Annotated in this window: 12 protein-coding genes; 7 read left to right on the forward strand and 5 right to left on the reverse strand. The window is 41.9% G+C overall.

Annotated elements, in window-relative coordinates:
• Positions 1-11 precede the first annotated feature (11 nt).
• Together FG28_RS04400 and FG28_RS04405 are read left to right on the forward strand one after the other, a co-directional pair.
• Positions 12-911: a transcriptional regulator gene (locus FG28_RS04400; RefSeq protein WP_036380305.1), complete on the forward strand. Its 900-nt coding sequence runs from the start codon at positions 12-14 to the stop codon at positions 909-911.
• On the forward strand, positions 908-1765 hold the full coding sequence (locus tag FG28_RS04405; protein WP_036380306.1) for a hypothetical protein: 858 nt from the start codon (positions 908-910) through the stop codon (positions 1763-1765). Before FG28_RS04400 ends, FG28_RS04405 begins: the two co-directional genes overlap by 4 nt.
• On the opposite strand, the gene FG28_RS04410 is transcribed toward FG28_RS04405, so the two are convergent.
• Positions 1762-5475 carry a metallophosphoesterase gene (locus FG28_RS04410; protein WP_036380307.1) on the reverse strand — a complete coding sequence of 1238 codons (3714 nt, stop codon included), beginning with the start codon at positions 5473-5475 and terminating at the stop codon, positions 1762-1764. The genes FG28_RS04405 and FG28_RS04410 overlap by 4 nt on opposite strands.
• A gap of 56 nt (positions 5476-5531) precedes the next feature.
• On the opposite strand from FG28_RS04410, the gene FG28_RS04415 reads away from it, so the two are divergent.
• Positions 5532-6725 (forward strand): Pycsar system effector family protein, encoded by a 1194-nt coding sequence (locus tag FG28_RS04415; protein ID WP_036380308.1) that lies wholly within the window; start codon positions 5532-5534, stop codon positions 6723-6725.
• 1 nt (position 6726) lies between these two features.
• Here FG28_RS04415 and FG28_RS04420 read toward each other — a convergent pair whose 3' ends face one another.
• The gene (locus FG28_RS04420) at positions 6727-9096 is read right to left on the reverse strand and encodes a GAF domain-containing protein (protein WP_036380309.1); all 2370 of its coding nucleotides are present in this window, start codon (positions 9094-9096) and stop codon (positions 6727-6729) included.
• Between the two features lie 117 nt (positions 9097-9213).
• On the opposite strand from FG28_RS04420, the gene FG28_RS04425 reads away from it, so the two are divergent.
• Entirely contained in the window at positions 9214-10110 is an 897-nt protein-coding gene (locus tag FG28_RS04425; protein WP_036380310.1) for a metallophosphoesterase family protein, read from the forward strand.
• On the opposite strand, the gene FG28_RS04430 is transcribed toward FG28_RS04425, so the two are convergent.
• The gene (locus tag FG28_RS04430) at positions 10107-11369 is read right to left on the reverse strand and encodes an aminotransferase class V-fold PLP-dependent enzyme (RefSeq protein WP_036380311.1); all 1263 of its coding nucleotides are present in this window, start codon (positions 11367-11369) and stop codon (positions 10107-10109) included. The two genes, FG28_RS04425 and FG28_RS04430, sit on opposite strands and share 4 nt — an antisense overlap.
• 80 nt (positions 11370-11449) lie before the next feature.
• On the opposite strand from FG28_RS04430, the gene FG28_RS04435 reads away from it, so the two are divergent.
• From FG28_RS04435 to FG28_RS04445, 3 genes are all read left to right on the forward strand, one after another.
• Entirely contained in the window at positions 11450-12625 is a 1176-nt protein-coding gene (locus tag FG28_RS04435; RefSeq protein WP_036380312.1) for an AraC family transcriptional regulator, read from the forward strand.
• A gap of 92 nt (positions 12626-12717) precedes the next feature.
• Positions 12718-13857, forward strand: a complete 1140-nt coding sequence (locus FG28_RS04440) for an acyltransferase family protein (protein WP_197062549.1) — start codon at positions 12718-12720, stop codon at positions 13855-13857.
• A 74-nt stretch (positions 13858-13931) separates the two neighbouring features.
• Complete coding sequence (locus FG28_RS04445) at positions 13932-14573, forward strand: hypothetical protein (protein ID WP_036380313.1); 642 nt, start codon at positions 13932-13934, stop codon at positions 14571-14573.
• Here the strand turns inward: FG28_RS04445 and FG28_RS04450 are convergent, their stop codons facing one another.
• Together FG28_RS04450 and FG28_RS04455 are read right to left on the reverse strand one after the other, a co-directional pair.
• On the reverse strand, positions 14574-16736 hold the full coding sequence (locus FG28_RS04450; protein ID WP_036380314.1) for an acylase: 2163 nt from the start codon (positions 16734-16736) through the stop codon (positions 14574-14576).
• Between the two features lie 51 nt (positions 16737-16787).
• On the reverse strand, positions 16788-17828 hold the full coding sequence (locus FG28_RS04455; protein WP_036386145.1) for a YgcG family protein: 1041 nt from the start codon (positions 17826-17828) through the stop codon (positions 16788-16790).
• Positions 17829-17886: the final 58 nt, after the last annotated feature.

Raw genomic sequence — 17886 nt, forward strand, 5'->3', positions numbered from 1 at the left:
GCTTGTTGTTTATGAGAAAAATTATTTTAGCAGCCCTAACGCTTGTAGTAGGTGTAATTTTATGGTATCTTTTTTTAAAACCTTCAGACTATACTGTCCGTTTTAAAGCAGACACCTTCCCTGGAGCAATCAACCAAAGCCTTAAACTTTGGGATAGAAATTTGGATCCCGTGGAAAAAATTCATCAAGAAAACGACCTGTACCACCTTATCCATAAAGTAAAGTTTGGTGATTCCATACATAGCTATAAGTGGACAATTGAGCCACTTACAGACTCCACATCCCGCGTCAAAGTGAATATCAAGGATGAGGATCACAGTCTTATGAACAAGTTACAGGTACCATTTTTTGATACAGATTTTGAAAAGCGCAGCAGGAAAACTGTGATGGATTTTATGGAAGTCCTTAAAAACCATAAAGAGAAATTTAAAGTCCGTATTATTGGGGAGGAGGAAATGCCAACCAAGTACATTGCCTATCTCCCTATTAAGTGCACCCAACTGCAAAAGGCCGATGAAATGATGAAAAACTTCAGTTATCTTTTTGGGTCACTTGTGGAAAGTGGTGTTGAGTTTGATGGTTTTCCAATGATTGAAATAACGCAATGGGATCAAGAAACTGACAGTATCCATTTCAATTTTGGTCGTCCCATAATACGCTCGGAAAAACTTCCCATTGGAACAGATATTCAGTATAAAAGAATTTTTAGGAAAAAAGCTTTGAAAGCGGAATATTTTGGCAATTATATTACATCAGACAGAGCTTGGTATGCCTTACTGGACTACGCCAAAAAGAATAACATTGACGTTGAAAAAACTCCAATAGAAGTGTTTTATAATGACCCAAAAAGTGAAGGTAACGAAATAAAATGGAGAGCTGAGATATATCTGCCCATAAAGGAGTCCAAATGAGCCGACTTGCCCTTATTTTGATTTTGGTTTTTGCCCAAGGATGTGCCCAAAAAACCTATTACGGGAAATTGAAACATTTGGGGAGTTTTCCATCAAAGCTCAAAGAAGTATCGGGGATTGGGATTGGCCAGGGAGACATTTGGGTTATTCAGGATAGTGGCAACAAGGATAAAATTTACAAAGTCGACAAGAAGGCCAATGTCATCAAAGATCTTAAAATTGACCATGCCAAAAATGAGGATTGGGAAGACTTGGCCATGGACAAACAGGGTAATCTCTACATAGGCGATTTTGGAAATAATAACAACGACAGAAAGAACTTGACCATTTATCGTGTTTCAAGTTCCCAGTTGGAGAAAAAAGAACCCAATGCAGAAAAAATTGAGTTCCATTACCCCCAACAAAAGGAATTTCCGCCCAAAAAAGACAGTTTGCTTTTTGACACCGAGGGTTTTTTTCATAGAGAAGGACATCTCTACATTTTTACCAAAAATCGTACACGACCTTATACTGGAGAAACCCTCATCTACAGGGTTCCTGATATTGAGGGCGAATACGAGGCCGAATTCTTGGGCTCAATGCTATTATGCCAAAGTCAAAATCGCTGTTCGGTCACGGGAGCCGATATTTCACCCGATGGCAAAACCATTGCTTTGTTGGGATATGGCCTGATTTTTTTGGTAAGGGACTTTGAACTTCCCAATTTTGAAACGGCCTCTATACAAATCATTGACTTTAATAGCAATACCCAAACAGAATCCATTGGGTTTTTGGATGGAAAAACACTCTTGATCGCCGACGAAAAAAATATAATAACAGGAGGGGGCAGTCTGTATTCCTTTTCCATTAACTAAAACCCGAAGCCCATTCCAAAGGCAAACCGAAGCCCATCGGTACTATTGAACAACCCAAAATTGGCGGTAAGCATATCGGCCCCGTTCACAAAAAACCCTCCACCATACGAATTGTGCCATTTATCCGAGTCCTCACCGGGTAGCCAAACACGGCCATAATCAAATCCTCCATAAATTCCAGGCGTTACGGGCAACAATCCCGTTTGCCGACTCCTAAAACTGTAGCGGAGGTCTGTACTATGATAAAACGAGGTCTTTCCCGTAAAACGCTGAAACCGGAAACCGCGCAACCCATCATTCCCTCCTATACTGGCAGCTTGATAAAACTCAAAATCGTCCCCAATATTTATGTGTCCTTTTACTTTTGTGGCAAGGACCAACTTGCCATTGGAGCACAATCTATGATCTATGGACAAACTGGGCACCACATACCCAAAAGACCTACCCGATTCTTGAACATTGGTCTTATACCCACCATGCAAAGAAAAGCTCATCCCCAAAGTGGGAAAGGCTTCATTATCCGTATTTGAATAGGAGTATTCTGCATCTACACCCAAGAATCTCTGGTGTTGTTCTTCCCCATTTCCAATATAAAATTCATTAATGAATCTATCTTCTGTGGCTTCAACCTCAATGTCTTCATAAGAAACACCAACCCGAACTTTAGATTCCAAATACCCACGCCAAACCAGTGAGGGAGCAACCCTAAATGTTCGCAACTTGACCCTGTTATAATCCAATCCAAGGGGTTCGTCATCATCATTATTGACCGTTTCATTACCAAACCCGAAGAAGTTCAGGGTAAAATTAGGGCTGGTGAACTGAGCTTGAACCTCTAGGTTTACTTCATTTATCACATTGGCAAACTCTCCCCTGTATCCCAAATTAAATCCATTTGTGGCAAAATAAAATGCCGCGTTGAAAGTATGCTGCTGGGTAAAAGGATTCTGCCGAAAAGCATTCAGCGTATACGTGTCGGTAAATCCAAGTCTAAAACCATCATCCGGATTAAACCCCAGGCTGGGCAATAATTGATTATTGCTTGCCTTGATTTTCATAAACTCATAGGTGTTGGTCTCGTAATCGTTCAAACGGTGGATTTTCCCTCCAAAGGCTTCATCATAGGTGTTCTTTTTGCGCTTAAAATCATAAACGTGCACTTTTTCCGAGCGCTCTCCAATCTTGTACACATCGTTGTTCTGCCCGCCCACAATCCTGATTTTTATCCGGGAATTTTTTGCAGTGACATCAAAAACATCGTCGTCGTCCAAGCCATATACCCAAATTTCCTTGGTAAACTTTGGCTGGTAGACTTTTTGAAAGAAAATATCGGCATTTTCCCCTCCTTTAATGCGGTAGCCTATCACCTCAACACTTCCATCCTGCAGTGAATTGATGCTGAAATAATCATCCTTGTCCGTTCCGGTGATCACACTGTACTTGTTGAGAATGGCAAAGTACTCTCTTGCGGTTTCTACCAAATTCTCCTTTCTAGCCAATAAAGTATTTTTGATATTAATAACCGTTTCATCCCTTACTTCTTCGGGAAAGGCCATGAATGCTTCGTCTATGACCTCTTCATTAATATGCTGCTGAATGAACTTGGCCTCATCAACCCACATTTGCATGTCGGTTTCAGAAAGCAGGGCCATATCCAATGCAAAGGTCCGTGGTGAGGAGGTAAACCCTTTCACACTCCTGATTTCATCATGGAATCCTTCAAAAATGCGCAAAGCAGGAACTGATTTTGAACCAAATTCCATTATAAGGCCATCGCCCCAACGAGAAAACACCTGATCCCTATCTCTTGGAATAGGTTTAAAAATTTTGTTGCCATCTTCCGTTTTAAACTCGGCCCATCGCCATTGATCTACATGACGGTCCCAGTCTCCCAGCAGCATATCGAACAAACGGGCCTTCACATATTCCTTTTGGTCAATTTTGTATTCCTCATCTTCCCTTAGTTTATTGATAAGGTCATAGGTGCTTTCAATTTTTTTGGTTTTCCCGAAGCTTTCCAATTCATCATGCCCATCAGATACGTGTTCCTCAATCATGTAAAGACCATCACCAAAATCAGAATTGAAATCGCCTAAAACGGATTGTTTGGGAACATAATACAATTTAGGATTGGTATGATAGATGTCCACAGCATCAGATAATTTGGCTATGGTAAACGGTGCATACGGATGGGCCCCGGTGTAGAGATCCAAAAGTAAATCTTCTGTGTAGGTATCTTCAAACTGCCCAATAATATATTGATCTTGAAATGCAATGGCCTGCAGGTAGCGTTCAGCACTTTTCCGAAGGTCGCGCATTACATATTCCCTTCCTTCCTTGTCCGCCAATCGTAAAGAGTTTGATTGGTTCCCTCCTCCTTTTCGCACCACGGTAAGTCCGCCGAAAAGGGTATCCAAACGGACCGTTGGCGCCTTTACTTTTGTGGCGTAATATTTTCTGTAGCGTTCCCCCCATAACCATTTATGGAAGCCACTTTTATCGATTTCTTCCGCAGTATACACAGAGGCCTCCTTATAGAGCGGAAAATCATCCGGTAGCGGCGTTTTTAGTGTTGATCTATCAGGTGGCAGCACCTCGGTGGCAAACAATGCTTTATTTCCATCTTCTTCAATTCCATGGAAACTAACACTGGATGACCCATCCTTGTACACTTTTAGCACTGCAAAACCCATTTCCCCTGTAGAAAATTTACTTCCGTTCAAAAGTCGGGTGGCACCGGTTTTGGCACCGGCTCCACTTACGATCTGTGGTTTCCCGGATTCCACAATATATTGAAGGGTATGCTCATGCCCTGAGACAAAAATCACCTTATCTGAATATTGTGAAAGGGTCAGAATGCGCTTTCGAAGCTCGTTGTACTTTTTGTTGGACAAATCCTCAATACTAACCCCCGAAGTTCGTCTCAACATATTGGCCACTGTTCCCAAAATGGGAAGTGGAAAGCCATCACCGCTTGGATATATATGCTGTTTAAAAGAAAACTGTCCTCCGTGGGAGCCATACGTGAACATAGGGTGATGCAGAGCAATGATAATGGTCTTGTCCAGATTTTTTTTGATTTCGCTTTCCAGCTCTTCAAAAAAGCGTCCCCGATCTTTGATCTCGCATTTGTCGTTCATGGTGGGATGCTTGTCCCAATCGGTCAGGTACCACTCCGTATCTATGGCCAACACCAAAATGTTATTGCCAATTTCAATTTCTTCAATAGGGCAACCATTGTCCGGAAGAAATACATCCTTACTGTCCAGTGCTTTTTGAATGTATTTTTCTTCGCGTTCCAATCCTTCCAGCCCATTGCTGTACCAATCATGGTTGCCAGGAATAAAAACCGTTTTTCCTTTAAAGGATTCCACTGTACTCAATTGGGCATCTAAGTAGTGCTTTGAAAGTTCATGTCCTTTGGGATCATCATCTTTATCGGGGAAACCAGCAGGGTAAATGTTGTCTCCCAAAAAAAGGGCGGTACTGTTTTCATCGGCCTTGGCTAAAACAGATTTAAACTTTTTTAGTGTAGGATTTAGGTCCCCCTCTGGCGATAAACCCGCATCTCCGATGAGATAAAAGGTATGCTCAACTTCCTTGGTATCAAAAGGGATGGGAGTACCAGAGGTGTCTGCATATTTTGCCTCATAGGTTGCACAACCGTATACCATTGCCAACAAGAGGATGAACAGGTAATGTTTCTTCATAAGCACATGAGGTTGAATCCAAAATTTTGTACTTTGGATAATTCAAACATGCAGTTATGTCGGATATTGTTGAAAAAACTGAACAATTTGTCTGTGAACTTTTTGATAAAAAGCTCGACCCGAGGTTTTTATACCACAATTTACGACATACCCAGCGTGTAGTTAAAAGTACTAAAGAATTGATCAATTTCTATGACCTAAAGGAAGAGGAAAATGAAAAGTTGCTTTTGACCGCTTGGCTGCATGATACGGGTTATATTGAGGACCCTCTGAACCATGAAGAAGCTAGTTGTAAGGTTGCTGCTGACTTTCTTATGGATAATGGCTATAAAACACAGGATATCAAGGAAGTCTGTGATCTCATCTTGGCCACAAAAAAAAGGCACGAGCCACAAAATTTATTGGAGGAAATCATTAGGGATGCAGATATGTCCCACTTTGCCAAGAAAAGTTATTGGGAAACCACGGACTTTTTAAAGAAAGAACTGAAAGATCTGGGCATTGCGGACTATTCGAGCAAAGAATGGAGGGAAAAAAACATTCAAATGTTCCGAAATGAACATAGGTTCTATACCGACTATGCCAATGAAAATTGGCAAAAAGGAAAAGAACGTAATTTGAAACAGTTGCTCAAAGAGAAAAAAACGGAAAAGAACATCGCCAAAAAGGAAGCTCTTAAGGCCAAATACAAAGAGGAAAGCCCTGATAGAAGTGTACAGACCCTCTATAGAGTGACGCTGAAAAACCACTTGAAGCTGAGTGACATTGCCGATACCAAAGCCAACATTTTGTTGTCTGTAAATGCCATTATCATTTCTTTGGTACTGGCCAATTTGCTCACCAAACTGGATAACCCCACCAACACCTACCTGATTTATCCCACGATGATCCTAATCCTTTTCAGTGTCATCTCCATGGTATTATCCGTTTTGGCCACCAGACCCAATGTTACCACCGGTAAGTTCACCAAGGAAGATGTGGAACAAAAACGGGTGAACCTTTTATTCTTTGGCAATTTTCATCAAATGGAGCTAAATGAATATGAGTGGGCCTTGAAGGAATTGGTGAAGGACAAGGACTACGTTTATTCCTCCCTCACCAAAGATCTATACTATTTGGGGCTGGTATTGAACAAAAAGTACCGGATATTAAGGCTCACCTATAACATTTTTATGATAGGAATGATTATCTCCGTTCTTTCATTTGGTATTGCTTTCCGGTTTTTTGGACCTGACAGACTGATATTTTAGGCTAAGCTTTTAACTCTTCCATTAAATCATCGTACGTGTAGGTCTCTTCAGATTTTTTGTCTTTTTTGTACAAAATCTCAGCACGGATGGCCTTAAGGCCCGTTACCCCTTGCAGACCTTCCAACTCTACAATTTCAATATTGTCCGTAAAGTACCCCTTATTTTTTAGGAAGCGAATGTAACGCATGTACTCCCGCTCATCCTTTCGTTGGGAATACACAATGGCCAACTTGCCCTTTTGGGTCAACCGTTCGTTGGTGCCCTTAATATAGGATTTATCAATGCGCTTTTTAATCACTTCATATCGCGCATTGTAGGTGCCATCCACATCAAAACGTTTTTCATCCATTCGAAAACGGATGGACAAGGAGGTGCTATAAACCAAAATAAGCGAGGCCACATCCAGCTTTACAGGCAAGTGTGGTTTAAGGGAGTAATACTTGTTCTCCATGTCGCACATTACCTGAAGCTGCCACAACCTCAAATTGCTCAAATACAGTTCATTGAACTTCCTGTCCCGGGCAATGGAACTGCCAATGTACATATTGTGCTCAACACCATCGGTCTTATAGCGCTCAAAATAATGCGGGAACATTTCTTGCGCAGCCAATTGTTTCTTGTCCAAAAGTGCGGCCAATTGCATATTGGATTCCATCACACTTTCATCATAATTGCGTCGGTGGTCATAGTAGGATTCCGTAGTTTCATCTATTTTGGACTCGTATGCTTTAATAAGTGCCTTAATGGTACTATCCTCTTTTTTCAAATGCTTGAAAACAGGATTGATTTCTTCCTTCACAAAATCGAACACGGCCTGTTCTGTATGGGTATACAGGGTCTCTTTAACCTCATTGAGATAGGTGCTCACCCGAAACATCAACTCCTCATAAATGAGCAGTCCATATTTTTCAACGGCAATTTGTAGAACATCGTTGATTTCAGAGAGCTGAATCATTAAATCCCGTTGGATGGAAAGGTTTCGTTCCTTGGAAGAATCCTTTATATCGATTTGGCCATAGAGCGGATATACATCCTTGAACACAATTTCCTTGAACACGGGCTGATTTCCGGATAATTCATCGGCCATAAACCGTTTGGCCTCTTCCTGAAATTTCCAATACACCGATGGGTGCACTGTGGTACACTCATGTTGGATAATGGCATCCACTAAATTTTCTTCTTCCTCAATGGATCGCAACACGGATGATATAATGTACGGCATAACATCATCCAGCTTATTGGCATTGACGCTGTTCAGTTCGTTAACGGTATCCGAAACCAGCTCCAAGACCCCCAAAAGTTCCCCATTATTGGAAATAGGGGCCAATATGGCACTCCGTATCCCCTGTTCGTAAAGGTTCTTATACGGTTGGGACCCTTCCTTTTTATAATATTTTTCCACATTGGAAATGGCAAAATACTTGCTCTCCCGGAATAGTTTTCCATGGGAATAGTCACAGAGCATTACATCACAGGCTTCTGTTTCCTTTCCGTTTAGGATGTAACTTTCCATACCCCTTCCATAGATTTTGAAAAAGCTATTGGCATTGGAATCATAGCCCGCAAAGCCCACATTGATCTTCTTGAGTTTAAAGAGCGAACGGAAGGTATCCTGAAAACTTTCCATATAGTTTTCGCTCTCACTCTTCTTTTTGCCAATTAGGGTGGATTTTATCTCCGAAATGGAATGTTCCGTGGTCACATCGAACATGTTGGAAATAACAAAGCCTTTGGCAATAAAACTGTTCGGCGGTATTTTTTCTTTCCAAAGCTCTAAATTCTCAAAATTATCCAATAATTCATCTACATCCTCCTGGGTCAACTTCTTGGATTTTTCCGTTGGCAGGATTTCCATGAAATCCGCATTATAAAGAATGCGATAATGGCGCATTACCCCATTGGCATCTGGAATATCGTAAAAGATGGGTCGCTTAAAATCTAAATTAAACCCATAATGGAAGTTCAAGATCACAGTACATTTCATGATGTAGCTGAGCTCTGTGGGTATGTTCTGAATTTCCAGTTCAAAGTCCTCCCCGGCCTCCTTCAATATTTTCTGAAAGCGTTCCGATGAATTGAACACCGCACTTTCAAAAGCTGTGGATGCAGTTTTAATCTCATTATTGGTCAAAGCGGGAGCAAAGCTTTCCTTTAAAATAATGCTGATGACATCCTTGTGCTTTTCCAATAAACTAAGGTCTGTAAACCCATCCCTAAGCTCAGGATAAGGTGCCTGTGTATCCAAGACATACTTTGCCCAATCAGCAAAGAATTTGTCCTTGCTCTTAAGTTGTTGGTCGTAGTGTTCCAACAATTTGTTGAAACTTACCAACTGCACCATTGGGCTTTCGGCATCACAGTTCTGTTTCATACCAATATAGGTCGTAGATTAGCACGTAAAGTTACAAAAAGAAAGAATGCCCGTCTTATAATGGAAATCTTAATAGATTAATCGCCATTTTTAAAGATATTTAGTGAAAAATACGCCATGTCCTCTACTTTTAGGTTAGATCGGGCCTACAAGAACGCCAAGATTATTCCTTTTGATGATGATTCCAAATTCATTTTCTTCAGTGATTGTCACAGAGGGGACAACAGTTTTGCCGATGACTTTGCCAATAACAGAAACATTTATTTTCATGCCCTAAACCATTACTACCGACAAGGTTTCCAATATTGTGAACTTGGTGATGGTGATGAGCTTTGGGAAAACATAAGTTTTGATGAAATTTTTGAAGCACACAAAAATGTGTACCAATTGTTGCGACAGTTTCATTTGGAAAAAAGGTTGCACATGCTTTGGGGCAACCACGATATGGTGTATAAGGACAAGGGCTACGTGGACAAACACCTTTCTAGCTATTTTGAGCCCATAGATGGTTCGGACAAGGAACTTTTTGAGGGTATTACCTATCATGAAGCCCTAATTTTAAAACATTCAAAAACGGGGCAAGAGCTTTTCTGCACCCATGGGCACCAAGCCGATTGGTGGAACTATGTCTGCTGGCGGATTGGCCGCTTTCTGGTTCGGGTGTTGTGGAAACCGCTTCAAGTAGTGGGCATTGCCGACCCTACCAGTCCGGCGAAAAATTACAAGGAACTCATCCGAATAGAAAAACGTATCAAACGTTGGATCTTAAGGAACAAACTGCTGATTACCATTGCCGGGCATACCCATAGACCCCGATTTCCAGAACCGGGCCAAATTCCCTTTTTCAATGATGGAAGCTGTGTACACCCCCGAAGCATAACCGGTATTGAAATTGAAGGTGGCAAAATAGCATTGATCAAATGGCACATTGCCACCAAAGCAGATGGCACGCTGCAAATTGTTCGGGTGTTACTTGAAGGGCCTGAAAAATTATCAGATTATATGGAATCTTAGGTGCGTTTGGCCAAGGTTTTGATGGCTGCCACAAAACGGTCCAGTTCGTTAAAAGTGGTATACACATTGGGTGTAATTCTGCATCCATGAACATTTTCAAAATCTATGGCAACCGTCCAAATATCAAATTCCTTCAAAAGCGTTTTTGCCAGGTCGTGGGGCTTCATGTTCTTCAAACCCACATTGGCAATACCACAACTTCTATAGGGCTCCACGGGTGTATTGATCATTACGTTGTCCACAGAACGCAATTGATCGCTCCAATAACGCTGCAGTTGCCGCAACCGTTCCTCCTTGCGCTCCATGCCAATCAGTTCCAGATAATCCAAACTATCGGAAATGGTAAGGTCCGTATGCACGGGATGGGTTCCCGTATGGTTTAAACGCCTGATTTTGGTCTCGTCATCTTCATGTTCAGCCAACAAGGGCCAAATTTTGGGAATATGTTTTTCAGCTACATACAGCATTCCAACTCCAAGCGGCGTACTCACCCATTTATGGAGACTTGACCCATAATAATCGCAATTCAGCTCCGCCAAATCAACTTTAATATGGCCCACACAATGGGCACCATCCACCATCACCTCAACACCATGGGAATGGGCCATATCGCAAATCTTCCGGATGGGCAAAATCTGTCCAGTTACATTGACCATATGGCAAACCATTAACAACTTGGTCTTCGGTGTGATTTGGGACTCGTACAATTCCACAATTTCCTCATCGGATTTAGGATGATTGGGCAAGGACACTTTTTTACAAACTATGCCATATCGTTTCTGCATTTGTTCAAAATGTAGCTGCATGGCCCCATAGTCCTGTACGGCAAAAACCGCTTCATCTCCTTTTTTCCAGGGATATCCCCCAATGATCAAATCCAAAGATTCGGTAGTGTTTCGGGTAATGACCAATTCCTTTTCAGAGCAGTTCACCAATTGCGCTACCCGTACCGCCGCTTTGTTTTTGTTCTCCCATTGTTCGGTTCTCATGTAATAGGAACCTTGATAATTCACCTCCCGAACATGTTCCATGAATTTGTTCAAAATGGGAGTCGGCACAAAATTGTAATACCCATTCTCCAAATTAATGTAATCCGGCTTAAGTCGGTAATCCATTCTAATCCGCTCCCAAAAAGCCTCTTCATTCGTATCTGGGTACGATAAGTTTTCAAAGGATTCCTTTGCATTGGCTGAAAGCGGGAAAAAGGGAGCCGCCATGACCGCGCTGCCCATATATCGCAAGAATTGTCTTTTTTTCATTTTTGGTCAACAGTTGATTAAAAAAAGAATGGTAATTTCCACTTTTGATGGTGTATCAAGATACGATTTAAGTTCTTAGCATGGAAGACATTAAGACCATATTGGAGCAAATTCCCATTCGGCACAATCTGGCATCACACATCATGTTAGTTGGTATTGTTCAAGGGCTGTTCCTGGTCCTGGTTATTTTTCTTAGAACGAAAAAAGGCTCTGAAATTCGACTGTTTGGGTGGGCTTTGTTGGTGCAATGTTTGGTGTTTGCGGACATTTACCTTTGTTATACGGGACTTATGAAAAAGGTGCTGTTCCTAAATGATTCCACGGAAATTTTTGTCCTGCTCATAGCGCCTACATTATATTTTTTCTTGCATTCGTTGTTGAAACGAGAGCCCTTTTCGCTAAAAAAACAATGGTATCATTTTATACTGCCTGTTGCGTATGGATTGTCACAACTTAATTATACTTTGAGTCCACTGGAGGTGAAGCTCAATGCTTATTTAGGGGCTTATCATCGCGAATTGGGTTTTGTGGAGGTGCCTGAATCCATAAATTATTCCTACCATATCATTAAAGATAAGTTCCGGTGGATTTTGCTTTTCAGTTTTACATTCTACCTTGTCTTATCCTCAAGGTTGGTGGCCCAAACCTGGCGGAAAAAAGAAGTTTCAGCAAAAAACATTAAGGTGGACAAGTATGCCTTCTCCAGAAGTGCCGTACTATTTTTCTTGATTCTACTTGTGTTTATCTTTATGATTTTCCTAAACTATAATGATGATGGTGGTGATCACTATATTGCGATTTTTGGAACAGTGATCATCTTTATCACCTCCTTCTTTATTTTTTCCGAATCCCGTTTTTTTGAAAAATCTTGGATTGCAGATAAGTACGAAACCCTTTCCACCAACTCGCTTCAATTTGAAGCCGTTGAACAATTTTTGATCGATACGGATTATTATTGCAAGCAAGATGTGTCCCTCAAAAACCTGGCCCTGGAACTCAATACCAATGCCAACACCGTTTCCAAATTGATCAACTCTAAAACCGGGATGAACTTTAATGACTTTATCAACAGTAAAAGAATCCTACTTGCTAAAACCCGGTTGTTGGATGAAGAATTCGCCCACTTAACCGTTGAAGCTATCGGTCACTCTGTGGGTTTTCGGTCCAAATCTGCATTTTATACCGCTTTTAAAAAGCATGTGGGAAGCTCTCCCTCCAGCTTTATGAAGCAAAAAAAGGAGCAAAAAGCTTCCTAATTTCTCCCAAATTGTAATTCTGCACGTTTTGAGAGCCCAAAAACTGTATCATTTTGCCGTGTTACCGCAACTTTGGTTAAAATTCATCTAGTATGCAGGCAAAAATCAGACGCTACGATTTAGATTGGCTACGGGTCATCGTTTTTGGACTCCTTATTTTTTACCATGTGGGTATGTTCTTTGTACCCTGGGGGTGGCACATTAAAAACAATAATATATATGACTGGTTGCAATGGCCCATGCTGTTTTTAAACCAATGGCGTTTGCCCATTCTTTTTGTTATTTCAGGGATGGGTACTTATTATGCATTTGGAAAGCGAACGGTTCGACAGTTTAATTGGGAGCGGTTCAAACGCTTGGGCATTCCCCTCATTTTTGGCATGTTGTTCATTGTACCTCCACAGATTTACTTTGAACGTGTGGCCAATGCTCAGTTCACAGGTTCATACTGGGAATTTTTCACAACAGCGGCCCGAGATGGTATTTATCCCGAGGGGAATTTCTCATGGCACCACCTTTGGTTTTTGCCTTACCTACTCGTTTTTTCTTGGGCTTTATCCCCTATTTTCATCCGAATTCGAAAAAGACCGGGGAAGTTTGTGCAATGGACAAAACGCCTTGTAGCCAAACCGTTGGGGTTATACTGGTTTATTCTGCCACTATATCTTTGGGAAGCTTTGGTGGAACCTTTTTTTGACATTACCCATGATCTCATCCACGATTGGTTTGCCATCATCAACTACAGTACGCTTTTCTTTTTCGGGTTCGTATTGATCTCGCTGGGCGATACTTTTTGGCTAAGTGTTAAAAAAATAAAGAAAAAAGCCTTGATTATGGGATTGATATGCTTTACGGGGCTCATCATTTCTTGGCAATTTGAGGATGGATATGCCAGACATTTCACAGAGGCATTTTTAAAAGTAGCCAATCTTTGGAGTTGGATTCTAGTTCTATTTGCCTACGCGGCCCAATATTTAAATCGTCCTAGCAAGACATTGGCCTATGCCAACCGTGCGGTCTACCCGTTTTACATTTTGCATCAAACCACAACGATTACCATTGGGTACTATCTAATGGATTTGGATTGGGGTTTTTTCCCAAAAGCAATCATTTTGGTCGTGGGCACTTTTGGCATTAGTTGGCTCATCTATGATTTGATCATTCTTCGGATTCCGCTTTTACACCCTTTGTTTGGACTAAAACCAAGGCAAAAAGAAATAGTTACAGCTTAACGATTTAACGCCACTTTATCATCTTCATGGCAAGGTATTTGCTAACTTTATAATTATCTATCGACCAAGTTGCTATGAAAAAGCTTGTATTGTTTTTAATGGGTTTTGCGGTGGGAATTATTTCCCTTCACGCACAATCTGATATCCCTACAACCCGTCCCCTACAAATTGGCGACAACAACAATTTGGATGTCAAGGCCAGCAACCAAGGAACTTCCCTACGTATGCCTTCCGTACTTGATGAGAGTTTAACCTCCGACAATGAAAAGCCCGGTGTTCAAATGCTACCCGACAGGGAGCTCCTCCAGGCGGGACACGATATGGTAATTGACCCTAAAGTGGGTGAAAAAGAGAAGAAAGGCTCCAATGAACATTTTGGGGATCAATATTTGGGTGATTTAAAAACCACCTCAAAATTTGTGGGTATTGTGTGCCGAGACCATGAGTATGTGGATGGCGACCGAATAAAAATCTACCTCAACGGCGAAGTGGTGGAATACAATTTGTTACTTTCAGGTTCCTTTAGAGGGGTTAATCTTGATTTGACCCAAGGCTTCAACCGAATTGAGTTTGAAGCTTTGAACCAAGGATCATCCGGTCCCAATACGGCTCAAGTTGTGGTAGCTGATGAAAAAGGTCAAGTAATCCATAACAATCGTTGGAATCTCTCCACAGGCTCCAAAGCCAGTCTCATCATTGTTAAAGAAGAAGAGTAATCATTCCCCCGGCTTGTACGTCCGCTCAGCTCTTTTCAACACATCTTCCTTGTAATAAGCGGCATCCTTGAATTGCTTGTCCGCATAGCGTTGCGCCTGATCATTAAAATGGGGAGAATCTGGGTCGCCACTCTGACCACCGGCTAACATGGTCTTTGCTTTTACCTTATCTCCAAACTCTACCACGGCTACAAAGCTGTTGCCACGGGTTCCGTAGATTTTCTTGGTACCATTGTCATATCGCGCACCATACGCGGCCAAAGCCCCCCAACGACCACTGGCAAAACCAATAGGGATACTGGGTTTGGCATCATCAAAAGGTTGACGAATATCCCCGTTCAAACGTTGATAGCGATTGACCTCGCCCCAAGGCATTTCCCACGTGCCAAAATCGTTCTCCAATTGATGAACAACTTCTTCGAACATTTCCAATTTTCTGGAATTGGGCCAATCACTTCCCCAATAGTTGACCCACTGCATCGGATACATGCCCTCTGTCCTTTCCGCTTTTGCGTAGCAATGGGTTCCATAATAATGTGCCAAAGTCATCGCCACAGATGCTTTAGATGTGGTAAAATTCCATTCCCGCAATACTTGAATCGGTTCTTTTAAAGCTGGAATTGGATTTGTATCATAAGCTTTCACCAAGCCTGGAATCAAAGCCTCAAAAGCAGGTAAATACGGGTCGTGCGCCAATTCAATTAAACTGTCCAAGGTATAGCCACTACGTCCCGTCAGTAGTTCAATGGCATGTATACCCCTAAAATTTTCTTGATCGCGCGACATATAATTTGGATAATCTTCCCGTTTTGGACTGTATTCCAACGCCGAAGTGTAAGGGGTAGAATTACAGTTCTGAATCCACCCATTTTCTGGGTTCAATACCAAAATATTCTCGTCGACCGTATGTAATCCTTGCCAATCGGTTTTGGGATTGTGTCCATCGACAGGCTGGGTGTAATCAAAAATGGTATCACGTTTTGGCACAAAATTGCCGTGGAAATAAGCAATATTACCTTCAGCATCAGCATAAACCGTATTGTTTGAGGAGTTGGTTCGGATGTCCATCATCTCCCTGAAACCTTCATATCCATCCTGTTTGGTTCGGATGTAGGATTGTTCCAAAGCCTTCACCGGTTCCCACATCATGGCCGAAGCCGTCCACTGGCCATCCACCAAATGGGTGATGGGTCCATGATGAGTGCGATAAACGGGAAAGGTCTTTTCTTTTAAAAAGTCTCCATCCTTGTACTTTAAAGTGACTTCCAAAGAATCCACTGGACGTAATTCCTCACCATATTGATAGAAAAGTTGGCCATCATTCTTGACCAAAGTTTCCTTGAATTCATCCATCACATCGGTATAGGTTGAAGTGTGCATCCACCCCGTTTTCTCATTGAAGCCCTGATAGACAAAAAATTGACCCCAAGTTACCGCGCCGTAGGCATTCAACCCTTCTTCACTGACCACATGCACCTCACCCCGAAAATAAAATGAAGTATGTGGATTGATCAAGAGCATGGCATTCCCCGATTGCGTCAGTTTTCCCGAGATAGCAATCCCGTTGGAGCCTTGGGGTTCGGCCATTTCAGCTTCTTTTTGGAGTTCTAGTTCTTCCATTTCAGGAAGTTCCATACCACTTTCATAAAACCTTTTGATTTTTTCTGTGGAAATGCGCTCGATGTCCCCTCCAATGGATCCCTCACTGAAATACATGGGCATCCAAGGTTCAAAATGGGTGAGTAGTTTGGGTTTTACCTCGGGATGGGTGTGCAGATAATAGTTGATGCCATCTGCAAAGGCATCACAAAGCTTTTTCAGCCATTCGGGGCTGCTCTCATATTTGGCGATGGCCTCTTCTTCGGTCATGAACAGATTGGCACGCAGGTCACTGTAGATAGCTTCCTCACCCTCAACTTCGGCCAATCGGCCTGTGGCCCAAATGTAATTTTGTTCCACCCGATTAAAATCATCCTCACATTGGGCGTACAACAATCCGAATACGGCATCGGCATCAGTTTTGCCATAAATGTGGGGCACCCCAAAATCATCCCGAATAATGGTAATATTCTCAGCTTGTGCTTTCCATTTGTCAACTTGGGTCTGTGGTTGTTTGGAACAGGAAAGAAATATGAATAGGACGGTCAGGATTGCAATTCTCATCTCGGGGTTTTGTTTCGTTAGCAACGTGAAAATACGTCAAATGAAAAACAATTACCAACTTCCGCTGGCACCACCGCCTCCAGAGCTTCCGCCACCTCCTGAAAAACTGCTGGAACTTCCCCCAGAAGAGGAGCTGGAACCAAAAGAATGACTCCCTCCAGAAGAAAAGGTCTTGCTCATATAGGTACTATCCGACTTGACTAATGAAAGTTTGAAATCTTCCTTGCCCTTGATCAAAATCTTCAGGATTGCCAAGGTTATGGCAACCACAAAGAACCCAATAGGCACAAGATACACCAAAGTGGTATTCAAGCTTATGTTATCTGGGTCAAAATCGAATCCAAAGACCAGAACAAGAAAAAACAGTGGCATAAGCATAAAAACCAATCCAAAAGCAACTATCATAATGGTAGGGATAAACATGAATATTCCTGGAACAAGCCCGAGTTTTCCAATAAATATTCCCCTGAACATCTCCACGAGATTGGAATACCCCTTATAAAAAACGAAACCTCCAGCCGCTATGAACACGGATAGGAAAAGTGTCATGAGCAGTATAGCCCACCATGGAAATTCACCTTCGCTTTCTATCTCTTGTCTAAATTCCTCAAGGGCCTCTGGATCATTAAGAAATGTAATGATTTGGTCTGTGGCCAAGTCCAGTCCTCCAAAATAATCCTCCTCCTTAAATTTGGGAATCATGGTATTTCTGATGATGCGCGAAGCAACCGCATCGGTGATATAGGGTTCCAATCCATAGCCCACCTCAATTCGCACTTCCCTGTCAAGTTTGGAGAAAAGAATCAAAATACCATTATCCTTTTCGTCTTGTCCCAATTTATTTTGGTTGAACGCACCGTGGGCATACTGCTCAATAGTTTCAGAACCCAATTCGTTTATGGTAAGAATGACCAATTGGTTGGTGGTCTCCGTTTCAAATTGGGTGAGCTTTGCCCGTAAACCTTCAAGCTGCGGTTGGGTAAAAATCTGGGCGTTGTCGGTGACAATCTCGGTCAGTTTTGGGTATTCTTCCTGTGCAGCACACAAAGCGAAAACCAAAAATAGAAAACTGAACCATTCTGCTTTTAGCATAATCTTTTTGTTATTCAAGCAGTTAAATATACCATTTGTAATCTTTCCAAACTTAAAA

Origin of the sequence: Muricauda sp. MAR_2010_75, from assembly GCF_000745185.1 — a bacterium.
Taxonomy (GTDB): domain Bacteria; phylum Bacteroidota; class Bacteroidia; order Flavobacteriales; family Flavobacteriaceae; genus Flagellimonas.